Below are 26119 nucleotides of genomic sequence, written 5' to 3'. Positions count from 1 at the left end.
TGTTTGAAAATGTTTTTTGTCGATATTTGTCGATAAAATAAGGAGGATTTCCTTACTTTTTCTAAATTAGAAGGCAGTTTTACAGTTGATTTTTGTAATTAAAATCCTTTAAATCGTTTTCTATAGTTGAAATAAGAGACAGCGATGACGATAACTCCGAATAAAAGAGGAAAGGCAATAATTTTAGGGAAAGCTTGTAATAGAGAGAGGATATACAAGAAAAAAGAAACAATAACACATAGAAAGATAAGAAAAATATGAGATTTTTTCATAAGGAAACCTCCTAAATTGCTTTTTTTATAGCTTATTCAAGAATGAAAACGTTTAGAATGTGACAAAAATGTGAAATTCGACAAAAGGGGTTGTCATCTGACGTCGAATCTTGTAATATAATAAGCGTGAACGAATTCACATACAAACATATACCCCTTTGTTTGAACGTGAAAATTTCTCCCATCCCCTTTAATATTTTTATAAGCCGTAAAGAAAAAGACCTGGTGTTTACACCAGGTCTTTTTCTTTTGCTATCCATTTCCAATAACGCTCGCACTTCACTTCAATCATTTGTACTTTTCGTTTTAGTTGTAATTTTTTTAGTTCACGCTCTATTTCTTGCTGAGGGCAGTCATATATAAATGAGATTTCCTTTGAAGAAATAAATTGTGTTGCTTCTAGTAATACTTCTAAAGGAGGTAATGGTTCTGGCTCAATTTCGCATTTTACCAGTTCTTTTAATAGCTGTACGTATACATCATAGGAATAAATCCCTGTGATTTTAATACCTTCCTCATCTGAATTTGCATGAAAAAATAGGAGGGAAGGTATTTCTGTAATATGCATCTCATTTGTGAATTTTAGGTCGCATTGGAAAGCTTTTTTTGCGCTAACTGAGTGTAGGTCTTTTTTAAATTCCTCTACATCAATGCCACTATCTTTAGCACATGTAAGCAATAATTCACAGTCAGGGTTTGATACATTTTCAAGAAAAATGTATTCTTGGAGTTTTCGCAAAAACTTCGAACCTGCTTTTCGGCCTTGCAACTCCGCCGCCTTAATTGCCATCGAAACTAAATACGGTGTTGACGACGCCTCTTGCATATGTACTTTTCCATCACATGAAAAACCTTGTAAACTTGTTGTCTTTTCCCACACAAATCGAATATTAGCAGGTTTATTCCATTTGTGTGAGGAAGCGTTTGCCCCGTCCACTTTTCCTGTTACTATATGACGAATAGAGAAGTATTTCCCATACTCAAGCCATAGTTTAATAATAAATGGCTCGATATCCCAGCAATCTTTACAAAGTGGATCAATAAATAAATATGCTTCTACAGATTTATGCTCGCATGTGGAAGGAGAAGGCATATTTATATGCTTTGCTTCCTGCTTATCCATTACACTTCACCTGTTTCATTTGGAGTATTGACCATATGTTGAGCAGTTAATGCTAAACGTTCAAAAACAAACTCTCTTATATGACCGTGCACTCCTGTATCATCCATTGCTTGCTCCATACATGACAGCCAAGCTTCTGCGCGTTTTGGAGTAATCTCAAACGGAAGATGGCGTGCTCTTAGCATAGGATGCCCATGTTCTTCAGTGTATAAATTAGGACCACCTAAATATTGTGTTAAAAATTGTTTCTGCTTCCTAGCAGTTTCTGTTAAATCATCCGGGAAGATCGGAGATAAGTCAGGGTGTTCACTGACATAGGAATAAAATGTATCCACTAATGTTGCAATGCATTGTTCACCGCCAATTGCTTCAAATGGTGTCATCGGTTGCTTGCTCATCCTTTATAAACTCCTTTTTCCATGAAATGTATATCTATTGTAGCAATGGAATGTTATGAAGAGCAACTAAACAGCCTTCATAACATTCTTTGCTTATTCTATATGTTGCTAATAAATCTTTTGCTTTTCAAAAAGGTGAAATGTAGCCGTAAGTACAGCTCTTCTTCACTGATGGAAATTTTACTTTAGCGCTCTTCGTTTTGTTTGGCAAGGAAAAAGCGTTTTACTTTGTTGTTTGTATGACGAACTGGTACGTTATGTTGCTTTAATAACCTTATAAATGCTGCTTTACCGGTCTTTTCATCTTGCACTTCGTATTCAATTTCATAATCATCGTGATTGTAATAGAAACTATGATCAAAGACAAGCGTTCCGCCTTCAAATAATATTTCAGCTCTTTCTGTTGTTAAACTACCCATATAAGTTAAAGAGGAAACGGGAATTTGTAATTTGTGTAGCTGATCCATTACAGTTCCTTGAATGATTGTGTTTGTTTCCATCATAAGTTGTGCTTCTTTTTCTGTTATAGATTGATGGGTTTCTAATAAACCAATTTCAGCAGGTTGTTTTAATGTTAATGTATAAGTTCCATCTTTATGACGAATACGAAGTGCAGAGCCCGTATCTTTTAAAGAGAAGTGAGGCGTTTCAAAGTAGTGATTTACTTGTTTTGTAAATGCTTCAATAGAAAAAGATTTGCATAATGTTTGGAATTCTTCCTCTGTAACCATATTTTTAAATTCAATTTCAATTTCTTGTGTCATTGTATGCGCTCCTTTTGAAAAATAATTCTTTCCACATTATCGCTTTTTCGCAAATTTGGTTCAATGTTTTATTTGTTTGCGTCCATGTTATGATACAATAATACTGTTAAGTAAGACAGGAAGTTGAGATGGAGGAGTTCGAGTATGCAAAATAAAATTCAAGTTAAGAGCGTAGAAACGAGAGAGAATGCGCTTATTTTTTGTGCGGAAAATACTGAAATAGAGGTAAAGGAGTTAAGTGCGCGTAATCACGTACTTGTAGACTCAGACAATTTATCATTTTTATATATCTTAGAAAATGAATCATCTTTCATTTATGTAAGTATTCCGCATACATGCTGGGAAGTAATGCATGAAGCGATGAATAAAGATACAGCGATGTTTATTCGCGTGAATGATGTTGAAATAGAATTAGAAGGATTAAAAGAAGAAGTAGAATATTTAGTTGAAAATATTGAAGGTAATGCAAATTACGGAGAAGAACTAGTAACTGCTGTAGAAAAAGTGTTTCTATAAGCAAATGGATTGATTTTGGTGGTGGTTGAAATGAATCGTAATTGGGAAGAATTTTTAGCACCGTATCACCAAGCGGTGGCGGAGCTGAAAGTGAAACTAAAAGGAATGCGTACTCAATTTGCAATGTTAACGGAGCATTCTCCAATTGAGTTTGTAACAGGAAGGGTAAAGTCGGTTGCAAGTATTATTGATAAAGCGGAGAAGAGAAATGTACCGCTAGACCGAATTAGAGAAGATATGCAGGACATCGCGGGCCTTCGAATGATGTGTCAATTCGTAGATGAGATTAAGCCTGTTGTAGAATATCTTCGAAAACGAAATGATTTTGACATTGTAGAAGAACGTGATTATGTAACGCAAAAGAAAGATAGCGGCTATCGCTCTTACCACGTTGTCATTAGTTATCCTGTTCAAACGATACAGGGGGAGAAAAAAGTGTTAGTTGAAATTCAAATTCGCACGTTAGCAATGAATTTTTGGGCAACGATTGAGCATTCTTTAAATTACAAATATAGTGGACGTTTTCCTGAAGATATTAAAATACGCTTACAACGTGCAGCGGAAGCGGCGTTTTTATTAGATGAAGAAATGTCTTCCATTCGTCTTGAAATTCAAGAAGCGCAAAAGGTCTTTTCACGAAAGCAGGAAACGAAAGATTCTGAATCATAAACTAAAGGGTGTTGGGCGATGAAATTTACAATTATGTCAAAGGGAGATCAATCATCAGATACACTAGCAAGTACAATGAAAGAATACTTGTTAGATTTTGGGTTTACAATGGATGAAAAGGAACCTGATATTGTAATTTCTGTTGGGGGAGATGGAACGCTTTTATATGCATTCCATCGTTACTATAATCGATTAGATGAAACCGCATTTGTTGGTGTACATACAGGGCATTTAGGTTTCTATGCAGATTGGTTACCGACGGAAGTAGAGAAGTTGGTGATTGCAATCGCTAAAACACCGTTCCAAGTGGTTGAATATCCACTTTTAGAAGTGATTATTCGCTATGTGAATGGTAGTAAAGAGTCGCAGTATTTGGCGATGAATGAAGCAACTGTAAAAAGTGCAGAAGGTACATTAGTAACAGAAGTGGAAATACGCGGAGAGTATTTCGAAACGTTTCGCGGAGATGGTCTTTGTATTTCTACTCCTTCAGGAAGTACCGCGTATAATAAGGCGCTTGGCGGAGCAATTATTCACCCTTCTATTGAAGCGATTCAAATTGCAGAAATGGCATCTATCAACAATCGTGTATTTCGTACGGTAGGTTCGCCGCTCGTACTGCCGAAGCATCATACATGCGTTTTAAAGCCGGCTGCAGGAATGAACATGCAAATTACCGTGGATCATTTGACGATGGTTCATCAAGATGTGAAATCAATTCAGTATCGCGTTGCAAACGAGAAAGTACGATTTGTTCGTTTCCGTCCGTTCCCATTCTGGAAACGTGTTCGTGACTCGTTTGTTGCAGATAAATAGAGAGGGTTTATATATTTGAACAGATTTACATTGAAATGGGATATAGGGCTGGCTGAAGAGGGAACTTTAGTTAGAGAATTTTTGAAAACAAAAGGGATTTCGAAAGCTGCTTTAACGGATATAAAGTTCCGCGGGGGAGCAATTGAAGTAAACGGTCAACACACAAGTGTTCGTCACAAGTTACAAGCTGGTGAAGAGTTACAAATCTTTTTTCCAGTGGAGGAAAGAAGTGAAGGGATGGAAGTGGAAGAGATCCCTTTATGTATCGTATATGAAGATGATGCGGTTCTTGTTATAAATAAAGAAGCAAATATGTCGACGATTCCGTCTAGGGAGCACCCGTCAGGAAGTATTGCAAACGCTCTTTTATATCATTATGATAAACAAAATCTTGCAAGTACGGTGCACATTGTGACGAGGTTAGACCGTGATACTTCAGGGCTTATGTTAATTGCGAAAAATAGATTCGTTCACCACCTTTTATCGAAGCAGCATCAACAAAAAGGGGTGAAACGAACGTATGAGGCAATCGTTCATGGGACTATTTTAGAAGAAGTAGGAACGATTGACGCGCCAATCGGACGAAAAGCGGATAGTATTATCGAGCGAACTGTCTGTGAAGATGGTCAAAGAGCTGTTACTCATTTTAGAGTGATGGAGAGTTCTTCCGATAAGACGCATGTAGCGCTTGAGCTCGAGACGGGAAGAACACATCAAATTCGTGTACATATGGCATATATAGGACATCCGCTACTTGGGGATGATCTATACGGTGGCCGAAGAGATGTGATAAAACGTCAAGCGCTGCATAGTACATCTTTGACGTTTTATCATCCTATTTTAGAAAAGGGAATGACTTTTACCGTAAGTATCCCAGAGGATATGCAATACGCTTTACATAACAATTAAAAGGGAACAAAATTCTTATCATAAAAAGAATTTTGTTCCCTTTTTTTAGCGAAATAATATTAAAATTTGATTTTCACCAGTACGTTTTATAACGAAAAAGCCACTTTCAGCTTTTGTGGCAATGCCGTCATCATTTGGACGACAATATCCGTGTGTTTCGCAAGTGCCGTCATCACGTACTAACATTTGTCCAATTAATCCGACAGGAAGCCACTCGGTGCGATTTCGTCTCGATATATATTTGCAAGCTGGATCCCATTCTGTATTTAAAAGTGGCTGTATTTCTTGCGTATCAGTACGTGTATATTGGCGTTTTCCGAAGCTATCTGTTTTATAACGCTTTGCCCAACTTAAAGCACCGCTATTTCCTATGAGAGCGGGGGTAGCGCTAGATATTCCTAATATGAATGAATCATTTGAAGTAGCTTTTCGAATTTTTTCTTCGCTACTAAATGTAATGAAATAGCCGATATCAATAGGGCTATGATCTGCTGCCTCAAACATTTGTGCAAAATCAGTACCACCTGCATTGTAAGAAGCACCATCGATATACATTTCTCCGTTATGGGCAAGCCATTTGGCACCTATATTATAATCAGTGTCATTTGTCCCATTTGCGATAAACCAGGAATAAGCTTCTTCTGCTGTACCAAATTTCCCCATAATATGGCTGCCTGCAAAATTAGCTGTTGATGTATGATTTCCTTCCGCATGAGATGAGAATCCGTTAGCGATAGTTGCGGTTCCTTCTGCATGTGCTGCTTCGCCCAAAGCAATTGCATGTTTTCCTTCTGCATGAGAATAAGAGCCGCCTGCTGTCGTTTCACTTCCTTCGCTATGCGAACTATGTCCAGTTGCCTTTGTTTTTGTCCCTTCTGCATGAGAAAAGGGACCCGTTGCATGTGTAAGAAGCCCTTCTGCATGTGAAGCGATTCCATCAGCTTTAGAGTGAAGTCCTTCTTTATATGCGTGACGAGCTCCTTTGTTATTTTCTTTTTTTATAGGTGTAGGTACAGGAGCCTGAATAGGGGCGGATCCTTCTATTTGTACATCGTTGCCCGAGACTAATGCTTCTTTTATTTTTTTTACTTGATTTATAATAGTAGCTGGAATTTCTGGTTGTACTTTTTCCTTTATTGCTGCAGGAATGTTTTCTTCTATATTTTCTTGTATCTTTTCCGAATTAAGCACAGGTTCATCATTATTAGAAGCGAGCTTCTTTTTTTGTTTTGCTTTTATTTTCCTGCTATCTATAATTCGCCTCATAACAGCATTTTCTAAAGAGACATATGTTTCTCTCGGTTTGCTTTTTTTTGATGACTCTTGTTCTTCTATTTCTTCTATAGCTGCAGCTCGAATACTGCACCAGTTGTTAATTCCATACATGGGATGGTATAAAGGGTGGAATTTTCTTTTTTGTTTAGAAGATTTTTTCTTCATTCCGTCACCTCCTGCGACAGTATATGCCGTGCAATTAAAAAAAGATGCACTTTATTGCATCTTTTTTTAATTGCTTTATCTAGTTTTAGTGTGGAATATGTCTAGAAAACACCATGATCCTCTGCAAATCGTGAATTGTATTAAGTAGAGGTATTTATCCCGATTGGTGCGGGCTAATAATCAGTGGGGGATGAACAAAACCCCCACTGATTAAAGTTTCACTTTATGAAATTGGGCGGAACTTTTCAGGGACAAAAGGTAGGGAAGAGGGGACAGAAACGGTCTCCAACTCAGGGTAACGTAGTCCAGTTAGTTTACCACCAAATACAGCACCAGTATCAATATTGACTGTATGATTCACAAAGCGAGGTTCATTGACAGGTGTATGTCCATAAACAATCCATGTTTCACCCTTATACTCTTTCGCCCAATCTCGGCGGACAGGTGAGCCGTCAGGGTGTTTTTCGCCTGTAATATCACCATATAATACAAAGGTTTGTACTTTTTTATCTTGTCTTCCTATGTAATCTTGCCGAATACCAGCGTGACAGACGGTTAATTTTTTTTCATCCAGTATGTGATATAGCGGTGATTGTTCGTAAAGAGTAATGAATTTTTCTTTTATTATTTGTTGCTTATTAGAAGGCAATGCTTCATATTCTGCAACAGTTGTTTCGAGCCCATGAGCGATTGTAACATTACGTCCAAGGAAGAAACGATACAGTTTATTACAGTGATTCCCTGGAGCATAATAAGCATCTTTTCTATTTATTACGAGCTCCCATACAATTTCAATCATCCGTAATGAATGAGGACCTCGGTCTGTAATATCACCAACGAATGCAAGCCTTCGTTTTGCGTTATGAATTGGGATACCACTATCCCAGCTATAACCTAGTTTCGTTGTTAAATCTTGAAACTCTTGGAAGCATCCGTGAATATCACCTATAATGTCATATTTCATATTTAAACCTCCAGCTCATTTTTTCATTAGTATATCTAAAATGGACATAGAAAAAAACCATACCGTTTTTCGATATGGTTCATTTAAACATAAAGATTTTAGTTCTTGAGCGTACGTTTAAAATAAATCCAATAGCAACCATATATGTGAGCAGTGAACTCCCGCCGTAGCTCATAAGCGGTAACGTTATTCCTGTAATAGGGAGTAAACCAATTGTCATCCCAATATTTTGGAATACTTGGAACGTAAACATTCCAATTGTACCAGCGCAAATATAACTACCGAAAGGTTCATTGCTTTCTAAAGCGATATGGATCATTCGGTAAATGAGTAAGAAAAAAAATGAAATAATAACACTTGCTCCTAAAAAACCGAATTGTTCAGCGATATTTGTAAAAATAAAATCTGTATGTGGCTCTGGAAAATATACTTGTCTATTTTCCCATCCTTTTCCTTGCATCTCTCCTGATCCAGTAGCTAAAAATGCTTGTCTTAATTGGTATCCTTGTGCGTCATATTCATAAGGTGCAAGCCAACCATAGAAGCGATTTAATTGATATTCTTTTAGAATGTGCTCTTTAAAGAACTCTGTATGCGTGAAATAAATATATGTTAAGGTAGAGCCTATGGCGAAAATACCGGAGGTTAATCCGAGGATAAAGCGCCAACGTATACCAGAAACTAAAACCATTGTTGCAAGCATCGCTGAAATGACCATTGTGTTTCCTAAATCAGGTTCTTTTGCGATTAGAAGTAGTGGAGGTAAACTAGCTGCAAATATTTTTAAAAGTAAAATGAAATCTTCACGAGTTGTCCGAAAAAGGTATTTTTCATTATGATTCGCTATAATTCGTCCAACGACGATAATCAAAAATAATTTCATAATTTCAGAAGGCTGAAAGTTTCCGATGCCTGGAAGTCTGTACCACGCGGTAGCCCCTTTAATTGTAACGGCGCCAGGAACTTGAAGTTCTAGGCCAATTAGAAGTATGAGTGCAAAGCTATATAAATACCAAGCAATTTGTTTATAGCGATCGAAATCAATAACCATAATAACACCAATGGCGATAAATCCAATGGCATACCATTGGATTTGTTTTAATACAAAATTTACATTTTGTAAAAATGGTGGTAAAGAAGCTTGTGCACTTGCGATAGCAAAGCAGCTAACAATCCCAATGGCAAATAAAATGAATATTAATATGTAGTCTATTTGATATTGAGTGTTCGGATCTTTCACTGTATGAATTCCTTTCTACTGCTCTCTATATTAGTGGGGTTTAGTTGGTGCATCACATAGTTTAAAAAGAATGTATGAACTATACGCATTATTCACGTAAAGCTCACACATTTTATTTTCGCAGAATAGACTAATGATGTAGCTCTTTTATAATTATGTCCAAACAATGGGAAAGACGTACATGTGCATCTGGAATGAGGTTTGGTAGCTGGCTATAATATTCTAAGGAACCTTTACACCATTTATAAGCGCTAATTAGACCTAGTCTATAATCTGTATTATCTTGTAAAAATCCGTATTCTTTTGAAGTTATAACGAGGTGCGTAAAATCCTCAGATCCTTCAAGGAGCTTGCTGTGTATTTGTTGCCCAGTATGGTAGCGAAATTGGCTTAAAGGTTCGGATATGTATATTGCGTCTCCTTTAGAAAGTAAGGAAATCCATGATGCCATATCGACACTACAAGAATAGTGCCTTCCTTTTAGCGTGCCGAAAGGTTCAGTGAGTAACTGTTTTCTAAACAGAATAGTTGTAGGCTCACCGATAATGTTATGTCCACCTTTTAACATCCAGTCGCCTAAAAATATTCCGTTTAATTGAATGTCTTCGCTATATAATCTTTGTGTTGGATGAGCATCTCCAATTAAATTCCCGTGATCATCAATACGTACTCGATAAGAAGTTATAAGAGCGAGATTTTTATTTGTGTCTTGCTCAAAATAAGCCATCATTTTTTGTATTTTATGATTATAAAACACATCATCGTCCATTAAAAAATTTATATACTCCCCATTAGATTTCTCTAAGAGCATAAGATCGTTATGAAATTGTCCTAAAGTAGTGGTATTTCGAATGTATGTTATGTTTTTATAATTAGGTAAATACTGTTCATTTATTAAGATTTCTGTTTCATCATTTGTACTATCGTCTCCTATAATAATTTCAATGTTTGGATAAGTTTGTGCTAATGCACTTTCTAGAGCAATTTTGAAATAATGTGGTCGATTATAAGTGGGAATAAGGATGGAAACGAGAGGTGACTTTTTTTTATTATTCATACGAAACTACCTTTCAGAAGCTTTTTTTGTAAGAACGATATCTTGATAACTTGTATACTCATTTCTGCCGCACCATAAACCATAATGCGGTTTATTAATTACCTCTAAGCCATGTTTATTTAATAAGGTGCGGATATCTTCTTCAGGATAGGCAACTGCGAAATTAGGAATATCTTTATTCACAACATAACAATTTTCAATTTGATGATAAAAACCTAATGTACTTAGCCCAGAATTTAAGTAATAGGATGATTCAGGGTTAATGAGAAAGAAGGTAATAAAACATCTCCCATCTTTTTTTAGAACACGTACAATCTCAGATACGTAATGTTCTAATTCTTTCGGAAGGAGATGGGTAAATACAGAAGTTAAAAAAATAAAATCGAATGAATCGTCTTCATATGGAAATTTGTATTGAGAAGCATCTTCTTTTCCTTCTGGGTTGTAGAATTGATTATATATATCAACGTGTTCAAAATGGAAATTGCTACGGGCAGTTGAAATATTATTTTTGCACCATGTAATGCCATCTTTAAATAAATCAAATCCATAATAAGCTCCATCATCACCTAAGTAATTCATTAATGGAACCGCCATTCGACCGACACCACAACCTACATCTAAAACTGTTTCATTGGATTTTAAACTACCAATTTGAATAAAATGCTTTATGAATTCTTTTCCAACCTTTTGAAAGTCGCCACCTACATATTGGACGAGTTCGGGAGGTGGGATTAATGCGATTTTTTTTTCAAGCTCGCTCATAATTTCACTCCTTCCTTGTAGTAAATAGGGAACCAACATTTTTAATATGCAGCTAACATTTTATAGTGGGAGGGGAAACGATATTAGAACTGTTGCGATATGTAAAAAGCTCCCTAGAACAACTGGAAATAGTAATGGGAGCTTTTGTTTTTATTTATCATGCTATTGGCGAAGGCTAATAATTAGTGCGAGATGGAGGAACCCTAACTGAATAAAGTTTCGCCCTATTCTTTTCGCCAATAAACCCCGAATACATCAATTTTAGTAATAGGAGCTTTTAAGTTTCTTTGATTTCTAAAGTCTGTCACGGCCTCTGCACAAGCTGGTAGTCCATAGTCATCAATAATAATATAGCCGCCCTTAGAAACTTTATCGTATAAGTTCACGAGACCATCCATTGTGGATTCGTACATATCACCGTCAAGGCGTGCAATTGCAATTTTTTCTATTGGTGCTGTTGGTAAAGTATCTTTAAACCAGCCTTTTAAAAATTTTACTTGATCATTTAATAAATCATATTTTCTAAAATTCTCTTGTACTTGTTCTAAAGAAACGCGTAAGTAATCGAAAGAGTGTAAATAATCTCCGTAATCTTTCGGATAGTGTTCTAAATTCGGTGTTGGCAAACCTTCAAATGAATCTGCAACCCACACATTACGATCAGTAATGTTATTTGCCTGTAAAAAACCATTCATAAAAATGCACGATCCCCCGCGCCACACACCTGTTTCAATAAAATCACCTTCTATATTTTCACGGACAACTGTTTCTAGTGCTTCATGTAATTGATTCATACGTTCCCGGCCAATCATACTGTGTGCTGCTCTTGGCCAATCCATCCCATCTTGACGTTCACTTTTTAAAACATCTGGTTTCACAATTTTCAAGTTATGGTTTTCAGCATATTGCTTAATGAATAAAGGAAGTGGTACGGTAACTGGTTCATATGGAAGTTCCTTAGAAATATGTAATGAAGCAGGTAAATATGGCTCATACTCTAGCCATATTTCAAATAAAATTGTTTTCTTTAACAACTCGAGATAAAGCTGAACAGCAAATTTATTTTCCATATTTGTGCCTCCTGCAAAATGTCATACAACAATATGATTATGTAGATAGTGCAAGTTTCATGCTTGAATTCATAATTGGAAAAGCAGTAAAACTGATATCAGTTTTACTGCTAAGTAAAAAAATTAAGCGATTTTTTCAATGATAATGGATGCACTTGTACCAAGAGCTAATGATAATCCAATTCCAGTAACAATTGCTTCAACCATTGATGGAGTTATTGTAATTTGTGTAATTGCTTGGATAACGATAGGTGATCCAAGTGAGATTAAGCTTGTGCCTGCACCTGGTACATTAACTCCATTAACTTGAATTGCAAGGCTACCTAATAAACTTACTGCTGCAGTATATGCGATAACAGTAATTTTATAGAATCCAGTTTCACTTATGATGAAAGTATCAGCGTCTAATTGAGAAATTGCTGTACCAAACTGAGATCCAACCGTGTTAAACGGTACAGGATCATTAATTCCAAGAGCTAAAGAAACTGTAGCAGAGTTAAATGCATACAATCCTGCTGGAAGTCCTAATCCAGATGGCCCAGTAGGCCCAGTAGGCCCAGTCGGCCCAGTAGGTCCAGTCGGCCCAGTAGGTCCAGTAGGCCCAGTAGGTCCAGTCGCACCAGTTGCGCCAGTGTCTCCAGTTGGCCCAGTAGGTCCAGTTGCGCCAGTGTCTCCAGTTGGCCCAGTAGGTCCAGTGTCTCCAGTTGGCCCAGTTGGCCCAGTAGATCCAGTTGCGCCAGTGTCTCCAGTTGGCCCAGTAGGTCCAGTTGCGCCAGTGTCTCCAGTAGGCCCAGTAGGTCCAGTTGCGCCAGTTGTACCAGTGTCTCCAGTAGGCCCAGTAGGCCCAGTCGGCCCAGTAGGCCCAGTAGGCCCAGTAGGTACGGTAGGTCCAGTCGGTCCAGTAGGCCCAGTAGGTCCAGTCGGCCCGGTTGGAAGTGTAAACGGTGGTATTGGTGGTAAAGTTGGACCTACAAGATTAGGATCAAATGCACTAGCTGATAAGAATTCATCAGGATTTAAGCCATCTGAATAATTATTATTTGACATAAATTCACCTCCATAAAGCTTTCATTATATAGTAGATGCAAAATCGCAAGAAAATGACACGGACATTTGAATTATTAAAAAGAAATCTTAAATAGCTTGAACAAGTTAAAAAAATGGAAAGTTTATTGTATGTATAACATATGATTGAGTTGGAAGAGGGTGATTATGTTGAACAAGCAAGGAATTACAATTAGTCTATGTATGATTGTTCGCGATGAGGAAAATACAATAGATCGATGTTTGGACGCGGTAGAAAAAATTGTTGATGAAATTATTGTAGTTGATACAGGATCCACTGATCGAACGAAGGAAATTGTAGCAAAATACACTTCTAACATACACGATTTTCCGTGGGTTGATGATTTTGCGGCAGCTAGAAATTTTGCGTTTTCAAAAGCAACGCAAGAATATATATTATGGTTAGATGCTGATGATGTGTTATTAGAGGAAGCTCAAGAATCACTGAAAACATTAAAACGAGAGTTAGATGGTAAAGTTGACGCTGTTTCTATGCCTTATTATCTTGTAATGGATTCTAATGGGAAACCTTTATATTGCACAAGAAGATATCGACTTGTAAAGCGTGAAAAACAATTTCAATGGTTTGGAAAGGTGCATGAGTATTTAGCTGTTTCTGGTGAGATTTACAATAGTAATGTCGCCATTACACATAAGAAAGAAAAAGAAATAACGAATCGTAATTTGAAAATTTTTCAAAATGCTGTAGCAGCTGGAGAAGAATTAAGCCCGAGAGATTTATTTTATTACGGTAATGAATCTATGGATAATCAAAAATACGACGATGCGGTTCTTCTGTATGAAACATTTCTTAATCAAGAGGAAGGATGGCATGAAGAGAAAATTTATGCATGTGGTAAGTTAGGAGATTGTTATGCGAAGTTAGGAGACTGGGAGAAGGCAGTTGAAACTTGTACGAAGTCGTTTCGTTATGGTATTCCTAGAGGAGAGAATTGTACAAGAATAGGATATATATATATGGAACAACAAAAGTATAATGAAGCGATATTTTGGTTTAAGCTAGCAACTGAAGTGCCGCTAGCAGAGGATAGTCCTTTTCACAGTCCGGCTAGTTATACGTGGATTCCATATTTACAAATGTGTATTTGTTATAGCAGATTAGGAGATCAAGATAAAGCTTATTATTATAATGAATTGGCAGCTTCTTATGTTCCGAATAATGCTGCGATTGAATATAACCGTAAATATTTTAGAGGCATCTATGATAAACAATATAAAATGTAATTTGTTCTATTTTTAGGAAATGACTTGTCGCTATTCTAATGATAGTAGAATGGCTATATATTAGAGTATCGGTAATGCAACCAATAGAGATGGCATCCTTTGTAGAATGTCTTTTGTTTATATTTCAAATTCAATTTGCATAAGGAGTGTGTGAAATGAATCGGGAGAAAAGTTCTTTATACGAAGAAAAATCTGAACATTATTATAATGCGATAAATCCTAATTTATTCAAGCATATAAAAAAGGAATGGCAAGAAGTTCTTGATATTGGTTGCTCGAGCGGTGCATTAGGAGCGGCTATAAAAGAAAATGGAGCACGTGTATCAGGAATTGAGGCGTTCCCAGAGGCTGCCGAAAAAGCGAAAGAAAAACTAGATCATGTTATTTTAGGTGATATAGAAACAATGGATCTTCCTTATGAGAAGGAACAATTTGATTGTGTCATATTTGGGGATGTATTAGAGCATTTATTTGATCCGTGGGCTGTCATAAAGAAAGTAAAGCCATATATAAAAGAAAATGGTGTGATTTTAGCTAGCATACCAAACGTTGCGCACATTTCAGTATTAGCTCCCTTACTCGCTGGAAATTGGACGTATACAGAATATGGATTATTAGATAAAACGCATATTCGTTTCTTTACTTTTAATGAAATGCTAAGAATGTTTTTAAAAGCAGGATATTCTATTAGTAAAGTAGATCGTGTATATGTTGATCATAAAATATATGAGCCACTTATTGAAGAGTTATATGGAATTTGTAAAAAGTATCGTCTTGGAAGTGGCTTCATGGCTGAGACAGTTGTATTTCAATATATTATTGAAGCAGAAAAATCACAATTATGAGTGCTGCAGAAAAAACAATACTATTTGTTACATGTATAAATGATCGGAAATTGTATGCACAATGTGCGCGACATATATTGAAATTGGCAGTACCTCCTGGGTATACTATACAATTTATGCCGATTCGAAATGCAAAAAGTATGACGAGCGGATACAATCAAGCCATTTCACATCCAGCGAAGTATAAAGTGTATTTACACCAAGATGTCTTTATTATAAATGGAGCCTTTCTATACGGATTAATTCAATTATTTGAGGAGCATGAACATCTTGGGATGATTGGGATGGTTGGATCCCAATATGTTCCTCCAAATGGTGTATGGAACGAAGGGCGTGGGATTGTCGGGAAAGTCATTGGTTATATGAACGATTTGTTTTATATGGCAAGTTTAGAGCAACCATTTCATGAATCGAAAACATTTATTCCTGTGGAATGTATTGACGGTTTATTGATGGCGACACAATATGATATTCCGTGGCGAGAGGACTTATTTGATGGGTTTGATTTTTATGATGTATCCCAATCTTTTGAATTTAAAAAAGCTGGGTATACAGTCGGTGTCCCTGTGCAGCGTGATGCTTGGTGTATTCATTATCATTTCGATGTAAATATGACGAACTATGAAAAGTATAGAAAAGTATTTGTAGAGAACTATATGTCAGATGTGAATAAGGAAGAATAGAGGGCTACAAAATGAAAGATCATACAATATTAGTCGTTGTTTGTGTAAATAATGAAGAGCTTTTCGAGCAATGCGAAAGGCAAATAAGAAACATTGTTGTTCCCCCTGGCTATGTAGTGCAAATTTTTCCGATACGAGATGCGAAAAGTATGGCAAGTGCGTACAATCGAGCACTTTCATATCCGGCGAAATATAAAGTATATATACATCAAGATACTTACCTTATTAATCGTGATATGTTTTGTACCCTCATTTCTCTTTTTAAAGAAAATGAAAAGCTTGGTTTAATTGGAGTAGCTGGTGCTCAGTTTTTACCGAGTAACGGGATATGGTGGGAAGGGAAAAATTTAGTAGGGAAAGTGATTGAGCACAGAAGACAGAATTATCAATTATTAAATTTGGATCAGGGGTTTTATGGAAATCAATCTTTTATGTCAGTGCAAGCAATCGATGGTTTACTCATGGCAACGCAGTATGATATTCCGTGGCGAGAGGATTTGTTTCAAGGATTCCATTTCTATGATGTGTCACAGTCTTTAGAATTTCAAAAGGCTGGATATTTAATTGGTATCCCTAATCAAGCAAATCTATGGTGTATTCATTACAACGGAGATGAGTTTGATGCGGATACATATGAGAAATACCGGGAAATTTTTGTGGAACATTATAAAGAGGTGCTATCTCCATCATAAGGGAGAGATGAAGGATGAAAGGGATTATTTTAGCAGGCGGGACAGGATCGAGATTATATCCAATAACGAAAGTAACGAATAAACATTTACTTCCCGTTGGGCGGTATCCGATGATTTATCATGCGGTATATAAGCTGAAGCGATGTGAAATTACAGATATTATGATTATTACAGGTAAAGAGCATATGGGAGATGTTGTGAGCTTTCTAGGAAGTGGTCAAGAGTTTGGTGTATCCTTTACGTATCGTGTGCAAGATAAGGCGGGTGGGATTGCGCAAGCGCTAGGACTTTGTGAAGATTTCGTAGGAAATGATCGGATGGTAGTTATATTAGGAGATAATATCTTTTCAGATGATATTTGCCCGTATGTTAAAGAGTTTGCAAGTCAAAAAGAAGGGGCTAAAGTGCTGCTTCAATCTGTAGAAGATCCCGAGCGATTTGGTGTAGCGCATATTAAAGGCCGAAAAATAATTGAAATTGAAGAAAAGCCGAATGAGCCGAAAAGTTCTTATGCTGTTACGGGAATTTATTTGTATGATTCGAAAGTCTTTTCTTATATAAAAGAATTAAAACCTTCCGCAAGAGGGGAACTTGAAATTACAGATATAAATAATTGGTATTTAAAACGAGGAGTACTTACTTATAATGAAATGAGTGGCTGGTGGACTGATGCGGGAACGCATGCTTCTCTTCAAAGAGCGAATACGTTAGCGCGGGATATAAACTTTGGGAAACAGTTTAATGGAGAATAGGTGAAAATATGAAAGTTGTAGAAACAAATTTTACCGATGCGAAATTGTTAGAACCGAGATTGTTTGAAGACGAGCGAGGTTTTTTTACTGAAAGTTATAATAAGAAGATGCTAGAATCGTTAGGGATTACGCATTCATTTCTGCAAGATAACGTATCTTATTCAGCGCATTCGGGGACGATTCGAGGGCTACACTTTCAAAAAAATCCGAAAGCACAAACGAAACTCATTCAAGTTATGCAAGGTGCAATATATGATGTTATCGTTGATTTGCGAAAAGATTCACCTACATTTAAAAAGTGGAGAGGTTATATTTTAAGTGCGGATAATCATAGGCAATTATTAGTGCCGAAAGGATTTGCTCATGGTTTTTGTACACTTGTACCTCATACAATTGTTATGTATAAAGTAGATGAGTATTATAGTGCTGATCACGATTCCGGTTTGCTTTGGGAAGATAAAGAATTATCAATTCCATGGCCGGTAACAAATCCTATCTTGTCCGATAAGGATCGAATATTACCATTACTTCAGGAATATGAAGATAGTTTTTAAGTAGGAGAGTTGTTTATGAATATATTAGTTACAGGTGGAGCTGGATTTATTGGAAGTAATTTCATTCACTACATGTTAAAAAACTATGAAACATATAAAATCATTAATTACGATGCATTAACATATAGCGGGAATTTAAATAATGTAAAGTCTATTCAAGAAAATCCTAACTACTCATTTGTAAAAGGGAAAATCCAAAATGGAGAGCTGCTGGAACATGTTGTTAAGGAACGTGACGTGCAAGTAATTGTAAATTTCGCAGCTGAATCACATGTGGATCGTAGTATTGAAAACCCAATTCCTTTTTATGATACGAATGTAATAGGTACAGTCACGCTGTTGGAGTTAGTGAAAAAATATTCACATATTAAACTCGTGCAAGTATCAACAGATGAAGTATACGGTTCTTTAGGGAAAACTGGGAAATTTATAGAGGAAACCCCGCTAGCTCCTAATAGTCCATATTCTTCAAGTAAAGCGAGTAGCGACATGATAGCCTTATCTTATTATGAAACGTATCAATTACCAGTTATTATAACGCGTTGTTCTAATAACTACGGACCGTACCAATATCCTGAGAAATTAATTCCGTTAATGGTTACGAATGCGCTTGAAGGAAAGAAACTACCATTATATGGTGATGGATTGAATGTAAGGGATTGGCTGCATGTAACGGATCATTGTAGTGCAATTGACACCGTTTTGCATAAGGGATGTGTAGGAGAGGTGTATAATATCGGCGGAAATAACGAAAAAACAAATGTAGATGTTGTGGAACAAATTATAAAACTTTTAGGAAAAACGAAAAAAGATATTGAATTTGTAACAGACCGTTTAGGTCACGACCGTCGTTATGCGATTGATGCACAAAAAATGAAGAATGAGTTTGAATGGGAACCGAAGTATACGTTCGAACAAGGATTAAAAGAAACGGTGGAATGGTATAAAAACAATGTGGACTGGTGGAAACCACTAAAAGAAAAGTAAGGGGCATGTAGATGAAAGAACGGATTATCATAACGGGAGCGAACGGTCAGCTAGGGAAGCAACTACAAGAAGAGTTGAATTCTGAGGAATATGACATATATCCATTTGATAAAAAGTTATTAGATGTAACAAATATATCCCGAATTAAGCAAGTGGTACAAGAAATAAAGCCACATACAATTGTTCATTGTGCAGCGTATACGAAGGTAGATGGTGCTGAGAAAGAACAGGATCTTGCTTACTTAATAAATGCGATTGGAGCTCGAAATGTAGCGGTTGCTTCACAATTAGTAGGGGCTAAGTTAGTGTATGTCAGTACCGATTATGTATTTCCAGGTGACAAACCGGATGGCTATCATGAATTTCATAATCCAGCACCGATAAATATATATGGAGCTTCTAAATTTGCAGGAGAGCAGTTCGTAAAAGAGTTACATAATAAATATTTTATAGTTCGTACATCGTGGTTGTATGGTAAGTATGGAAATAATTTTGTGAAAACGATGCTACGATTAGGAAAAGAGAGAGAAAACATATCTGTTGTAGCGGATCAAATTGGCTCTCCTACGTACGTGGCAGATTTAAATATGATGATTAATAAGCTCATTCACACTTCTTTATACGGTACGTATCACGTATCCAATAGAGGATCATGTTCTTGGTTTGAATTTGCCCAAAAAATATTTTCGTATGCAAATATGAAAGTGAATGTATTACCTGTTTCAACTGAAGAATTCGGATCGGCGGCTGCGAGACCAAAATATTCTATCTTTCAACATAACATGCTACGATTAAATGGTTTTTTACAAATGCCTACTTGGGAAGAAGGATTAGAAAGGTTTTTTATAGAAACAAAAAGTCATTAACAAATTTATGTTAGTGACTTTTTTGTTTGCCTTTAAGAGGTTTTATGGTACTATAATTATAGTATCAGGTACTAATAACAAGTATAAGTATTTCTGGGAGGATATATCATGGAACTATTACAAGGGAAAACATTTGTTGTTATGGGCGTTGCGAACCAAAGAAGTATTGCATGGGGAATTGCTCGCTCTTTGCATAATGCAGGTGCAAAATTAATATTCACATATGCAGGAGAGCGTTTAGAAAGAAACGTTCGTGAACTAGCGGAAACATTAGAAGGACAAGAATCACTTGTATTACCTTGTGATGTAACGAATGATGAAGAACTTACAGCTTGCTTTGAAACTATTAAGCAAGAAGTTGGTACAATTCACGGTGTTGCACACTGTATTGCTTTTGCAAATCGTGATGATTTAAAAGGCGAATTTGTAGATACTTCTCGCGATGGATTTTTACTTGCACAAAATATTAGTGCATTCTCTTTAACAGCTGTAGCAAGAGAAGCGAAGAAAGTGATGACAGAAGGCGGAAATATTTTAACTTTAACATACCTTGGCGGTGAGCGCGTTGTGAAAAACTATAACGTTATGGGTGTTGCGAAAGCTTCATTAGAAGCTAGCGTGAAATATTTAGCGAACGATTTAGGACAACATGGCATTCGCGTTAACGCTATTTCTGCAGGACCAATTCGTACGTTATCTGCGAAAGGTGTAGGCGACTTTAACTCAATCTTAAAAGAAATTGAGGAGCGCGCACCACTTCGTCGTGCGACGACTCCAGAAGAAGTTGGAGATACAGCAGTATTCTTATTCAGTGATTTAGCACGCGGAGTAACAGGTGAAAACATTCATGTTGATTCAGGATATCATATTTTAGGATAAATATAATAGGAATTAAAGTTTAAAAAGGACAGTCTCTAAACGTTGAGACTGTCCTTTTTAATTGTTCCCAGAAAGAACGATTTTTAACGAAAGTTCTAGCCACGTTATGAATATAACTATAATAGTACACGATTTATCCAGCTACGTATGGAAGTGGGAGGGACGAGTGTGAAGAATAAAAATAAAAGTTCAACAGTTGGAAAACCGTTGTTATATATTGCACAAGTAAATTTAGAACTCGCTGCACCGAAAATAAAAAGAATTATTTTAACAAATTTTGAAGATGAGGATCAAAAAGAGCAAAGTAATAGAAATGAAAGTATTGTAAGTAGTGCTGTGGAAGAAGTGGTAGAACAAGAGAAACAAGAACCACGAGAGGAGCCTCAAGTGGAGGTGGAAGAAAAAGTAGAGGAAGAGCAAGTGAGAACGGTCCCTTACAATAAATCCTTTAAGGATATGAATAATGAAGAAAAAATTCATTTTTTATTAAATCGGCCTCATTACATTCCGAAAGTAAGATGTAGAATAAGAACGACGACCGTCTCATATATAGGATCGATTATATCTTACCGTAATGGCATTGTATCCATTATGCCACCAAATAGTATGAGAGATGTTCGGTTATCTATAGAAGACATCAAATCGATTGATATGGCCGGCTTTTAAATATGTAAAGGTGGTAGAAAGTTTCTACCACCCCAATAGTTTTTTAGTTTACTTAACTATAGAAACGTCGCGTAAGCACTGAATAGCACAGAAGCAGCTTAAATCAACAGTAATGCAAGTAGATGTCGAGATTAATCTTGCATTTGGTATAGCTAAAAACGTACAAATTGGATCGTCACCAGGTGGTACAGGGGATCCATCACCTAATACTACAGTTAACACACGTAGGACAGCACAGCTATCGTCATCTACGCTTTCCACACGGAAAATTGGAGATCGGCAGCTAGTAAGGCTTGAAGATGGTGCAAATGCTTCAAAAGGTTCACCAGTTTTTGTGTATAAAATAAAAGGGCGTGTATTTGCTACTGCTGCAGTATTGTGTGCTCCTAAAAATGGAATTTCACAACCAGAACCACATGTTGAACTAGAGCAATCTTGTAGTTCATTGATGAATTTTACGACGTCAACTACGCAGTGAGAAGAGCTATGGTGTTTATTTTCGTTACAACTCATTAATGTCACTCCTTATCTTCTTGTTTGTATTTACATTAATAAGATATTGGAGTGGGGGAGATTTGGTCACAATCTTAAGACCTTTTTTTTTAAATAGGCTAAAGAGGATAGGGAAGGTGGAATTATGTTATTTACAAGCTGGCTTTTATTTTTTATTTTTGCGCTAGCTGCATTTAGGTTAACTCGTCTTATTGTTTATGATAAAATTACAGTTTTTTTGCGAAGACCGTTTATTGATGAGTTAGAGATTACAGAGCCTGATGGAAGTGTATCGACTTTTACAAAGGTGAAAGGGAAAGGATTAAGAAAGTGGATGGGAGAATTATTAAGCTGCTATTGGTGTACAGGTGTGTGGGTTAGTGCTTTTTTATTAGTTTTATATAAATGGATTCCTATTGTTGCAGAGCCTGTACTAGCATTATTAGCCATTGCAGGTGCAGCGGCGATCATTGAAACAATTACAGGATATTTTATGGGAGAATAATAAAGTGAAAATTTAATCAGTGTGGGGCATCCCCCGCTAATTATCAGCCCTCACCAATCGGGATAAATTTTCATGATGTTAGAAAAAGCGGAGTTTAAAAGAATGAGGGAACGGAAATAAGGAGTTGTTCATATAGTGAATAGACAGAATTGACAGTAGAGGAGATGTTTGCTGTGAGCAATAATCCAAGGCGAAATTCATATGACCTGCAGCAGTGGTATAACATACAGCAACAGCAACAAGCACAACATCAGGCATATCAAGAGCAATTACAGCAACAAGGGTTTGTGAAAAAAAAGGGATGCAACTGTGGGAAAAAGAAGAATACAATAAAACAATATGAAGAATGAAACACTCATGTTACGGTGAGTGTTTTTTATTGTAAAAATAAAAAGCGGTATTTCAATTAAGAAATACCGCTTTTTACTAGCTAATTTGTGCAACTGTTAATGCTGCAGCACGGATGTCTACAGTTCCAAGCAGTTCAACTGGTACAATTTGAATTAAGTCACCAGGGTTTAAGTTAATAAGAATAACACCACTGGATACGTCTACTTCACCAGTACCAATAACGTTAGAGCGAACCGCTGTACCTGATCCAGGAATAATGTTAGCTGGTGTACCTAATGATAAGAAGAAACGACCAGCTTCTGGTGCAGTAGGAACGTTATCAAGACTGATCGTTAATGTATAACTGATTTGATAAATACCAGCTACTTGAATTCGAATACCGTCTCCGACACTTACTGTATTATTTATTACAGGAACAGTAATATTTGGGTTTGGACTTACGCTAGGTAATAGTAGTGGTGTGAATAGTGAAGCGAACTGAGGTGCAGAAGCGTTGAAAGCAAAACCGAAGGCAGGTAGTGTACTAGCTGGTTTCGCCTCACAATCAATGTTATTAAATTCGCAATCAGAAGAGAACATGTTTTTCACTCCTTTATCTGTTTCTACTTTTAGTTAATGAAAAGGACAGGTTCTATGTTCTAGACAAGTTCCCAATTTTATAAAAAATACATAATAATACCTTTTAAGCATGGATTGGGTGGCAGAATCATCTGCCACCCAATCCATGCTTAAATTAGTATTCAGTTTTATATAGAAACATCGCGTAAGCATTGAATAGCGCAGAAGCAACTTAAATCAACAGTAATACAAGAGGAGGTTGATACTAATCTTGCATTTGGTACAGCTAAAAATGTACAGATTGGATCGTCACCAGGTGGTACAGAGGTACCATCACCTAAAACTACAGTTAATACACGCAATACAGCACAGTCATCATCATCTATACTCTCTACACGGAAAATTGGAGATTGGCAGCTAGTAAGGCTTGCAGATGGTGCAAATGCTTCAAAAGGTGTTCCAGCTTTTGTGTATAAAATAAAAGGACGTGTATTCGCTACTGATGCAGTGTTATGTGCTCCTAAAAATGGAACTTCGCAACCAGATCCACATGTTGTGGTTGCACATTCTTGTAGTTCATGTATAAAACGAACGACATTAGATACACAGTTGAAATCACAATCATGGTGTTGATGATCTTCATTACAATTGCAGCTCATTATGTTCACTCCTTATCGTGAGTTCTGACATACACTATTACAATATGAACGGGATATGGTTGATATTACGTTAATTCTCAGGATAGAAACAGGGAATTTATATAGAGGGGATGTACATATCGTGATATGGAAAAAGACACCCATTATTTAATGGATGTCTTTTCAGGTAAATCTTTTTGGGTAGTATATAGAAAACGAGATATATCTAGTTTCTTTCCTCTGAAAAATTGCGGGGAGGAAATGTAAAGTTCTTCTTTTGCGCGTGTAATGGCGACATAGAGTAATCGTCGTTCTTCTTCTAATGCTTCAGAAGTCTCCGTCACACGGTCATTTGCATCTTTTAAAGAAGAAGTATGCGGCAATATACCATCGCTTGCTCCGAGTAAAAAGACGCATGGAAACTCAAGGCCTTTCGCGTTATGAATCGACATAAGCGATACGGTATCTTTTTGCGGCATTGTTTTTAATGCTTCCATTTCTTTTTGACCTTGAATGGCTTCATTAATAAATTGTAAGTAAGCTGGAATATCCGTAAAGCGAGTTGCTGATTCCATTAATTCTTCTAACATTTCTTCTTGTATGTCCTTATGCATCGTAAAGGAAGAACGATCATTACTTTGTAAGTACTCTAAATACTTTCCTTTACCATGAATAATTTCTTTCAATGCTTTTTTCGGTTCAAGTTCTTTTATAAACTTAATAAAATCGATTCGCTCATTTACTTTTTTAACTTGAAAAGGTTTCAAGCTTGGGTTTAGTAATAGAAAATGAAGAAGAGAAGGGAAACGGCCCTCACCATATTTCCATTGTTCACGTTCAATAAATGAAATGCACTCATCACGGCCAATATACATTGTTGGTAATATATTTGAAAGTGATTCGAGGCGGAACGGTTCAAGCACGAGTCGTAAGTGATCTAATACGGGCCTAATTAAAGAATGTTCGTAGAACGATTGGCTCGCTCCATGTTTAATAAATGGAATCTTATGAATTGTAAGCTGATCAAGTAAAGAACGGCTTACAGAATGTGTACGATATAATAAACAAAAATCTTTATAATTTCGTTCACCACTATCTACTTTTTCCTGAATGAGTTGCAAAATTTGATTTGCTTCATCAAGAGTTGTCGCAGGTCGTGCATAAAACGGCTGTATGCCATCGTTACGAACAGAATATAGCTCTTTATCAAAACGTTCTTGATTGAGCTTAATAACTTCATTTCCAAGTCCTACGATAAATGGATTAGATCGATAATTCGTATTAAGTGCGATAATCGTAGTATTATCAAATTCCTTTGGAAAAGATAAAATAATTTGGTGACTTGCCCCTCGCCAGCCGTAAATCGCTTGATCGTCATCACCTGCGATAAATAAATTATTTCTCGGCGTGGCTAACAATTTTACAATTTCATATTGTGCATACGACGTATCTTGAAACTCATCTACTTCAATGTAATGAAAACGCTCTTGTAATTGAGTAAGCAGGGGAGCGTTATTTTCTAACATATAATACATTTCTAATAAGATGTCGTCAAAATCGATATAATTGTGTCGTTGTTTTACCTCTTCGAAACGTTCGTATACTTCTTTGAACTCTTGTTCAACCGGTGTTTTCGCTTTTACATCTTTCGGACGATTCAAGTTGTTTTTCTCAAGTGAAATCATAGCGAGTATCGTTTCGGCATCATAATCGTCTTTTAAGCGCAATTCTTTCAAAATTTTCTTTATCATAATTTGTTTATGTTTTTCATTTGCTAAAATTTGCTGATTATATCCTTGACTACGAAGCAATTTTAAAAAGACAGAGTGGAATGTACCAGCAACGACATAGCTACTTGCGGCATGATTCATACCAGGTAAATTCGCTACACGGCTTCGAATTTCTTCAGCTGCTTTTTGTGTAAACGTCAGCAGTAAAATATTTCGCGGATGGACATGTTTTACATTAACTAAATAACCAACGCGAGTTGTTAAAACAGATGTTTTACCACTTCCAGCACCAGCTAGTGTAAGGACAGGTCCTTCTGTCGTTTGCACTGCTTCTAACTGTTTTTCATTTAAATAAACACCTTGCTGTTCTAAAGCGCGGAAATACGCCGCATCTGCATCTTCTTCCATAATTAAATGGGTAGATGTTTTCGGAATATGATACGCCGCTTGCGGAATGCCAGCGTGTGTTAACGGTTTTTGTGAAAATTTTTCTTGTGTCATATATTCACCTTCAAAACTATAGCATCAACATTTAACTTTAGCGGAAGAAAAAGAAAATAGCAATGTAAAAAACAGGAGGGGCTACCTCCTGCTACAAAATTACCCCG

31 protein-coding genes are annotated in these 26119 nt (G+C 36.5%); 16 read left to right on the top strand and 15 right to left on the bottom strand.

Going from position 1 to position 26119, the window contains the following annotated elements; genetic code table 11:
* Positions 1-98 precede the first annotated feature (98 nt).
* The 4 genes from SB773_RS18385 to SB773_RS18370 all read right to left on the bottom strand — a co-directional run bounded on the left by SB773_RS18385 (position 99) and on the right by SB773_RS18370 (position 2557).
* Positions 99-272, bottom strand: a complete 174-nt coding sequence (locus SB773_RS18385; protein ID WP_000748141.1) for a hypothetical protein — start codon at positions 270-272, stop codon at positions 99-101.
* Positions 273-501: 229 nt separating this feature from the next.
* Positions 502-1395 carry a ClpXP adapter SpxH family protein gene (locus SB773_RS18380; protein WP_002011359.1) on the bottom strand — a complete coding sequence of 298 codons (894 nt, stop codon included), beginning with the start codon at positions 1393-1395 and terminating at the stop codon, positions 502-504.
* On the bottom strand, positions 1395-1793 hold the full coding sequence (locus SB773_RS18375) for a globin domain-containing protein (protein WP_000043388.1): 399 nt from the start codon (positions 1791-1793) through the stop codon (positions 1395-1397). The genes SB773_RS18380 and SB773_RS18375 overlap by 1 nt, the downstream gene beginning before the upstream one ends.
* Positions 1794-1978: 185 nt before the next feature.
* Positions 1979-2557 (bottom strand): CYTH domain-containing protein, encoded by a 579-nt coding sequence (locus tag SB773_RS18370; RefSeq protein WP_410591301.1) that lies wholly within the window; start codon positions 2555-2557, stop codon positions 1979-1981.
* 144 nt (positions 2558-2701) lie between these two features.
* Here SB773_RS18370 and SB773_RS18365 point away from each other — a divergent pair, with 144 nt between their 5' ends.
* From SB773_RS18365 to SB773_RS18350, 4 genes are read left to right on the top strand one after another with little or no spacing between them, the layout of a single operon-like run.
* Entirely contained in the window at positions 2702-3073 is a 372-nt protein-coding gene (locus SB773_RS18365; protein ID WP_410591299.1) for a UPF0738 family protein, read from the top strand.
* Positions 3074-3103: 30 nt separating this feature from the next.
* Positions 3104-3742 (top strand): GTP diphosphokinase, encoded by a 639-nt coding sequence (gene yjbM / locus SB773_RS18360; RefSeq protein ID WP_002125951.1) that lies wholly within the window; start codon positions 3104-3106, stop codon positions 3740-3742.
* Positions 3743-3760: 18 nt separating this feature from the next.
* Entirely contained in the window at positions 3761-4558 is a 798-nt protein-coding gene (locus tag SB773_RS18355; protein WP_002011365.1) for an NAD kinase, read from the top strand.
* Between the two features lie 15 nt (positions 4559-4573).
* Positions 4574-5467: an RluA family pseudouridine synthase gene (locus tag SB773_RS18350; RefSeq protein WP_002134973.1), complete on the top strand. Its 894-nt coding sequence runs from the start codon at positions 4574-4576 to the stop codon at positions 5465-5467.
* 45 nt (positions 5468-5512) lie between these two features.
* On the opposite strand, the gene SB773_RS18345 is transcribed toward SB773_RS18350, so the two are convergent.
* From SB773_RS18345 to SB773_RS18315, 7 genes are all read right to left on the bottom strand, one after another.
* Positions 5513-6907 (bottom strand): peptidase G2 autoproteolytic cleavage domain-containing protein, encoded by a 1395-nt coding sequence (locus tag SB773_RS18345; RefSeq protein WP_131246114.1) that lies wholly within the window; start codon positions 6905-6907, stop codon positions 5513-5515.
* 223 nt (positions 6908-7130) lie between these two features.
* Entirely contained in the window at positions 7131-7871 is a 741-nt protein-coding gene (gene prpE, locus SB773_RS18340; RefSeq protein ID WP_016093071.1) for a bis(5'-nucleosyl)-tetraphosphatase PrpE, read from the bottom strand.
* 79 nt (positions 7872-7950) lie between these two features.
* A complete protein-coding gene (locus SB773_RS18335; protein ID WP_002030401.1) occupies positions 7951-9111 on the bottom strand; it encodes an FtsW/RodA/SpoVE family cell cycle protein in 1161 nt (386 codons plus the stop codon).
* A gap of 130 nt (positions 9112-9241) precedes the next feature.
* On the bottom strand, positions 9242-10168 hold the full coding sequence (locus SB773_RS18330) for a glycosyltransferase family 2 protein (protein ID WP_410591295.1): 927 nt from the start codon (positions 10166-10168) through the stop codon (positions 9242-9244).
* A 6-nt stretch (positions 10169-10174) separates the two neighbouring features.
* Complete coding sequence (locus tag SB773_RS18325; RefSeq protein ID WP_002030399.1) at positions 10175-10933, bottom strand: class I SAM-dependent methyltransferase; 759 nt, start codon at positions 10931-10933, stop codon at positions 10175-10177.
* A gap of 224 nt (positions 10934-11157) precedes the next feature.
* Positions 11158-12003 (bottom strand): TylF/MycF family methyltransferase, encoded by an 846-nt coding sequence (locus tag SB773_RS18320; protein WP_002186420.1) that lies wholly within the window; start codon positions 12001-12003, stop codon positions 11158-11160.
* 123 nt (positions 12004-12126) lie between these two features.
* Entirely contained in the window at positions 12127-13050 is a 924-nt protein-coding gene (locus SB773_RS18315) for a BclA C-terminal domain-containing protein (protein WP_410591292.1), read from the bottom strand.
* Between the two features lie 165 nt (positions 13051-13215).
* Between SB773_RS18315 and SB773_RS18310 the strand changes: the two genes are divergently transcribed.
* The 10 genes from SB773_RS18310 (at position 13216) to SB773_RS18265 (ending at position 21237) form a co-directional block, all read left to right on the top strand.
* A complete protein-coding gene (locus SB773_RS18310; protein WP_002125963.1) occupies positions 13216-14313 on the top strand; it encodes a tetratricopeptide repeat-containing glycosyltransferase family 2 protein in 1098 nt (365 codons plus the stop codon).
* Between the two features lie 155 nt (positions 14314-14468).
* Complete coding sequence (locus SB773_RS18305) at positions 14469-15158, top strand: class I SAM-dependent methyltransferase (protein WP_002125965.1); 690 nt, start codon at positions 14469-14471, stop codon at positions 15156-15158.
* Positions 15155-15841, top strand: coding sequence for a glycosyltransferase family protein (locus SB773_RS18300; RefSeq protein ID WP_002140852.1), 687 nt, complete (start codon positions 15155-15157; stop codon positions 15839-15841). Before SB773_RS18305 ends, SB773_RS18300 begins: the two co-directional genes overlap by 4 nt.
* Before the next feature lie 11 nt (positions 15842-15852).
* The gene (locus SB773_RS18295; protein ID WP_215552756.1) at positions 15853-16533 is read left to right on the top strand and encodes a glycosyltransferase family protein; all 681 of its coding nucleotides are present in this window, start codon (positions 15853-15855) and stop codon (positions 16531-16533) included.
* A gap of 14 nt (positions 16534-16547) precedes the next feature.
* Positions 16548-17285: a sugar phosphate nucleotidyltransferase gene (locus SB773_RS18290; RefSeq protein WP_002011380.1), complete on the top strand. Its 738-nt coding sequence runs from the start codon at positions 16548-16550 to the stop codon at positions 17283-17285.
* Between the two features lie 8 nt (positions 17286-17293).
* Complete coding sequence (gene rfbC / locus SB773_RS18285; RefSeq protein ID WP_002011381.1) at positions 17294-17839, top strand: dTDP-4-dehydrorhamnose 3,5-epimerase; 546 nt, start codon at positions 17294-17296, stop codon at positions 17837-17839.
* 15 nt (positions 17840-17854) lie between these two features.
* Positions 17855-18826, top strand: a complete 972-nt coding sequence (rfbB, locus tag SB773_RS18280; RefSeq protein WP_044437803.1) for a dTDP-glucose 4,6-dehydratase — start codon at positions 17855-17857, stop codon at positions 18824-18826.
* Positions 18827-18837: 11 nt separating this feature from the next.
* Positions 18838-19692, top strand: coding sequence for a dTDP-4-dehydrorhamnose reductase (gene rfbD, locus SB773_RS18275; RefSeq protein WP_002011383.1), 855 nt, complete (start codon positions 18838-18840; stop codon positions 19690-19692).
* A 108-nt stretch (positions 19693-19800) separates the two neighbouring features.
* The gene (fabI, locus tag SB773_RS18270) at positions 19801-20571 is read left to right on the top strand and encodes an enoyl-ACP reductase FabI (protein ID WP_002011384.1); all 771 of its coding nucleotides are present in this window, start codon (positions 19801-19803) and stop codon (positions 20569-20571) included.
* Between the two features lie 147 nt (positions 20572-20718).
* Positions 20719-21237, top strand: a complete 519-nt coding sequence (locus SB773_RS18265; RefSeq protein ID WP_410591286.1) for a CotO family spore coat protein — start codon at positions 20719-20721, stop codon at positions 21235-21237.
* 48 nt (positions 21238-21285) lie between these two features.
* On the opposite strand, the gene exsY is transcribed toward SB773_RS18265, so the two are convergent.
* A complete protein-coding gene (exsY, locus tag SB773_RS18260) occupies positions 21286-21750 on the bottom strand; it encodes an exosporium assembly protein ExsY (protein ID WP_002166137.1) in 465 nt (154 codons plus the stop codon).
* Positions 21751-21874: 124 nt separating this feature from the next.
* On the opposite strand from exsY, the gene SB773_RS18255 reads away from it, so the two are divergent.
* Positions 21875-22234 (top strand): DUF1360 domain-containing protein, encoded by a 360-nt coding sequence (locus SB773_RS18255; RefSeq protein WP_410591283.1) that lies wholly within the window; start codon positions 21875-21877, stop codon positions 22232-22234.
* Positions 22235-22398: 164 nt separating this feature from the next.
* Positions 22399-22584, top strand: coding sequence for a hypothetical protein (locus SB773_RS18250; protein WP_044438098.1), 186 nt, complete (start codon positions 22399-22401; stop codon positions 22582-22584).
* A 76-nt stretch (positions 22585-22660) separates the two neighbouring features.
* Here the strand turns inward: SB773_RS18250 and exsF are convergent, their stop codons facing one another.
* The 3 genes from exsF to SB773_RS18235 all read right to left on the bottom strand — a co-directional run bounded on the left by exsF (position 22661) and on the right by SB773_RS18235 (position 26012).
* Entirely contained in the window at positions 22661-23164 is a 504-nt protein-coding gene (gene exsF / locus SB773_RS18245) for an exosporium protein ExsF (protein ID WP_002011391.1), read from the bottom strand.
* Positions 23165-23331: 167 nt separating this feature from the next.
* A complete protein-coding gene (gene cotY, locus SB773_RS18240; RefSeq protein ID WP_002011392.1) occupies positions 23332-23802 on the bottom strand; it encodes a spore coat protein CotY in 471 nt (156 codons plus the stop codon).
* Between the two features lie 143 nt (positions 23803-23945).
* Positions 23946-26012, bottom strand: coding sequence for an ATP-dependent helicase (locus tag SB773_RS18235; protein ID WP_002086939.1), 2067 nt, complete (start codon positions 26010-26012; stop codon positions 23946-23948).
* Positions 26013-26119: the final 107 nt, after the last annotated feature.

Origin of the sequence: Bacillus sp. SIMBA_074, from assembly GCF_046534555.1 — a bacterium.
In the GTDB taxonomy this organism is placed as follows: Bacteria; Bacillota; Bacilli; order Bacillales; family Bacillaceae_G; genus Bacillus_A; species Bacillus_A mycoides.
The sequence above is the reverse complement of the archived record's forward strand: the minus strand, read 5'-3'. Positions and strand labels throughout refer to the sequence as shown.

What these genes read in the sequence shown, in the direction of transcription:
- SB773_RS18385 (WP_000748141.1), bottom strand. Translation starts at nt 272, where the DNA reads ATGAAAAAATCTCATATTTTTCTTATCTTTCTATGTGTTATTGTTTCT.
- SB773_RS18380 (WP_002011359.1), bottom strand. Translation starts at nt 1,395, where the DNA reads ATGGATAAGCAGGAAGCAAAGCATATAAATATGCCTTCTCCTTCCACA.
- SB773_RS18375 (WP_000043388.1), bottom strand. Translation starts at nt 1,793, where the DNA reads ATGAGCAAGCAACCGATGACACCATTTGAAGCAATTGGCGGTGAACAA.
- SB773_RS18370 (WP_410591301.1), bottom strand. Translation starts at nt 2,557, where the DNA reads ATGACACAAGAAATTGAAATTGAATTTAAAAATATGGTTACAGAGGAA.
- SB773_RS18365 (WP_410591299.1), top strand. Translation starts at nt 2,702, where the DNA reads ATGCAAAATAAAATTCAAGTTAAGAGCGTAGAAACGAGAGAGAATGCG.
- yjbM (WP_002125951.1), top strand. Translation starts at nt 3,104, where the DNA reads ATGAATCGTAATTGGGAAGAATTTTTAGCACCGTATCACCAAGCGGTG.
- SB773_RS18355 (WP_002011365.1), top strand. Translation starts at nt 3,761, where the DNA reads ATGAAATTTACAATTATGTCAAAGGGAGATCAATCATCAGATACACTA.
- SB773_RS18345 (WP_131246114.1), bottom strand. Translation starts at nt 6,907, where the DNA reads ATGAAGAAAAAATCTTCTAAACAAAAAAGAAAATTCCACCCTTTATAC.
- prpE (WP_016093071.1), bottom strand. Translation starts at nt 7,871, where the DNA reads ATGAAATATGACATTATAGGTGATATTCACGGATGCTTCCAAGAGTTT.
- SB773_RS18330 (WP_410591295.1), bottom strand. Translation starts at nt 10,168, where the DNA reads ATGAATAATAAAAAAAAGTCACCTCTCGTTTCCATCCTTATTCCCACT.
- SB773_RS18325 (WP_002030399.1), bottom strand. Translation starts at nt 10,933, where the DNA reads ATGAGCGAGCTTGAAAAAAAAATCGCATTAATCCCACCTCCCGAACTC.
- SB773_RS18320 (WP_002186420.1), bottom strand. Translation starts at nt 12,003, where the DNA reads ATGGAAAATAAATTTGCTGTTCAGCTTTATCTCGAGTTGTTAAAGAAA.
- SB773_RS18315 (WP_410591292.1), bottom strand. Translation starts at nt 13,050, where the DNA reads ATGTCAAATAATAATTATTCAGATGGCTTAAATCCTGATGAATTCTTA.
- SB773_RS18310 (WP_002125963.1), top strand. Translation starts at nt 13,216, where the DNA reads ATGTTGAACAAGCAAGGAATTACAATTAGTCTATGTATGATTGTTCGC.
- SB773_RS18305 (WP_002125965.1), top strand. Translation starts at nt 14,469, where the DNA reads ATGAATCGGGAGAAAAGTTCTTTATACGAAGAAAAATCTGAACATTAT.
- SB773_RS18300 (WP_002140852.1), top strand. Translation starts at nt 15,155, where the DNA reads ATGAGTGCTGCAGAAAAAACAATACTATTTGTTACATGTATAAATGAT.
- SB773_RS18295 (WP_215552756.1), top strand. Translation starts at nt 15,853, where the DNA reads ATGAAAGATCATACAATATTAGTCGTTGTTTGTGTAAATAATGAAGAG.
- SB773_RS18290 (WP_002011380.1), top strand. Translation starts at nt 16,548, where the DNA reads ATGAAAGGGATTATTTTAGCAGGCGGGACAGGATCGAGATTATATCCA.
- rfbC (WP_002011381.1), top strand. Translation starts at nt 17,294, where the DNA reads ATGAAAGTTGTAGAAACAAATTTTACCGATGCGAAATTGTTAGAACCG.
- rfbB (WP_044437803.1), top strand. Translation starts at nt 17,855, where the DNA reads ATGAATATATTAGTTACAGGTGGAGCTGGATTTATTGGAAGTAATTTC.
- rfbD (WP_002011383.1), top strand. Translation starts at nt 18,838, where the DNA reads ATGAAAGAACGGATTATCATAACGGGAGCGAACGGTCAGCTAGGGAAG.
- fabI (WP_002011384.1), top strand. Translation starts at nt 19,801, where the DNA reads ATGGAACTATTACAAGGGAAAACATTTGTTGTTATGGGCGTTGCGAAC.
- SB773_RS18265 (WP_410591286.1), top strand. Translation starts at nt 20,719, where the DNA reads ATGGAAGTGGGAGGGACGAGTGTGAAGAATAAAAATAAAAGTTCAACA.
- exsY (WP_002166137.1), bottom strand. Translation starts at nt 21,750, where the DNA reads ATGAGTTGTAACGAAAATAAACACCATAGCTCTTCTCACTGCGTAGTT.
- SB773_RS18255 (WP_410591283.1), top strand. Translation starts at nt 21,875, where the DNA reads ATGTTATTTACAAGCTGGCTTTTATTTTTTATTTTTGCGCTAGCTGCA.
- SB773_RS18250 (WP_044438098.1), top strand. Translation starts at nt 22,399, where the DNA reads ATGTTTGCTGTGAGCAATAATCCAAGGCGAAATTCATATGACCTGCAG.
- exsF (WP_002011391.1), bottom strand. Translation starts at nt 23,164, where the DNA reads ATGTTCTCTTCTGATTGCGAATTTAATAACATTGATTGTGAGGCGAAA.
- cotY (WP_002011392.1), bottom strand. Translation starts at nt 23,802, where the DNA reads ATGAGCTGCAATTGTAATGAAGATCATCAACACCATGATTGTGATTTC.
- SB773_RS18235 (WP_002086939.1), bottom strand. Translation starts at nt 26,012, where the DNA reads ATGACACAAGAAAAATTTTCACAAAAACCGTTAACACACGCTGGCATT.